Annotated in this window: 2 protein-coding genes; both read left to right on the top strand. The window is 39.2% G+C overall.

Annotated elements, in window-relative coordinates:
- The first annotated feature begins 430 nt into the window (after window positions 1–430).
- Window positions 431–622, top strand: coding sequence for a hypothetical protein (locus tag G1O98_RS39175; protein ID WP_175587040.1), 192 nt, complete (start codon window positions 431–433; stop codon window positions 620–622).
- 124 nt (window positions 623–746) lie between these two features.
- On the top strand, window positions 747–1,355 hold the full coding sequence (locus G1O98_RS39180; protein WP_175587041.1) for a transposase: 609 nt from the start codon (window positions 747–749) through the stop codon (window positions 1,353–1,355).
- Window positions 1,356–1,373 lie beyond the last annotated feature (18 nt).

The raw sequence follows: 1,373 nt of genomic DNA on the forward strand, positions 1-1,373 counted from the left end.
CTACGAGACGCTTCGCCAACGCGAACGCTATCAGTCGGGGATTCAGACCCGCCACTGAATTGTTGCACCACCAAATTGAAAATTTGGTGGGGGTCTTAAACCCAATTATTCAGACGCTCGCAGACTCGCTATAAGCGAATGGCACTAAGAAAAGCTATAAGCTATGCTGCATAAGCATTACAAGTATTAATGCGTTAATAGCAGTGGACGCTTGCCTGCGATCGCTATTTTTTATAGGGGCTGTGAAATGGAAGCGGTAACGGTGGAGGGTTGCCCAAAAAGTTTTCATAGGTAGAAAAAGCTTACTCGTTCATGAAATACTTTCTTTGATACGAGCAAGCCAATAGCATAATTACTACTGTGACACTACGAGTACAAATCCTCTCTTGATAAATTTAGTCAGAGTTTAGGACTACCTTTTAAAGAATTATTGCCTGAATCTGCAATAAAACTTGCAATCGCTGAGTTAAAAATTAAATATAAAAAGCGGTTATTTGACCCATTGATAACATTATGGGCATTCTTATCGCAGGTTTTAGATACTGACAAAACGTGCCATAATGCCGTGAGTAAAATAATTGCACATTTGGCAGAAGCAGGGGTAGAAGTTCCGTCAACTTAATACTTGCGGATATTGTCAAGCTAGGGCAAGATTACCAGAAAAATTATTAGAGAAACTTTTCAACTCAACAGCACAAAAACTAGAAGAAAAAGTTACAGAAGAATATTTATGGTGTGGTCGAAATGTGAAAGTAATAGATGGCTCAACAGTGTCTATGCCGGACACTGTAGAAAACCAAAAAGAATACCTGCAACCCAGTAGTCAAAAGCCGGGATGTGGATTCCCAATTGCCAAAATTGGGGTGATATTCAGTTTAGCTACAGGAGCCGCTATTGCTTTATGTATCGAGGTTCTGAACACCCATGATATTAAATTAGCAAGGAGGTTGTACAGTTTTCTCAAACCAAATGATGTGCTTTTAGGGGATAAAGCGTTTTGCGCTTACGCTGATATGTTTGCTATTAAACAACTTGATTCTGATGCTGTATTTCGTAAGCATTCATCTCGCACAACAACCATGCGAAAAGGCAAAATCGTTGGAGACTGTGACAAGCTTGTTACTTGGTATAAACCTAAAAGATGCCCAAAAGGGTTGAGTAAAGACGAATTTGATGCTCTACCTCCTTCAATAATTGTACGAGAAATTTACTACTACATTGTAATTCCTGGTTTTCGTACTGCAAGAGTCAGTTTAATCACTACTTTATTAGATCAAGCAATTTATCCGACCTTAACCCTCTTGTGTCACTTTAGGCAGAGGAAAAATAGAATTCAGGGTGAGTTAGGAATATAAAAATTGGGGAAGTGAGCC

Origin of the sequence: Nostoc sp. UIC 10630, from assembly GCF_010747425.1 — a bacterium.
Taxonomy (GTDB): Bacteria; Cyanobacteriota; Cyanobacteriia; order Cyanobacteriales; family Nostocaceae; genus Nostoc.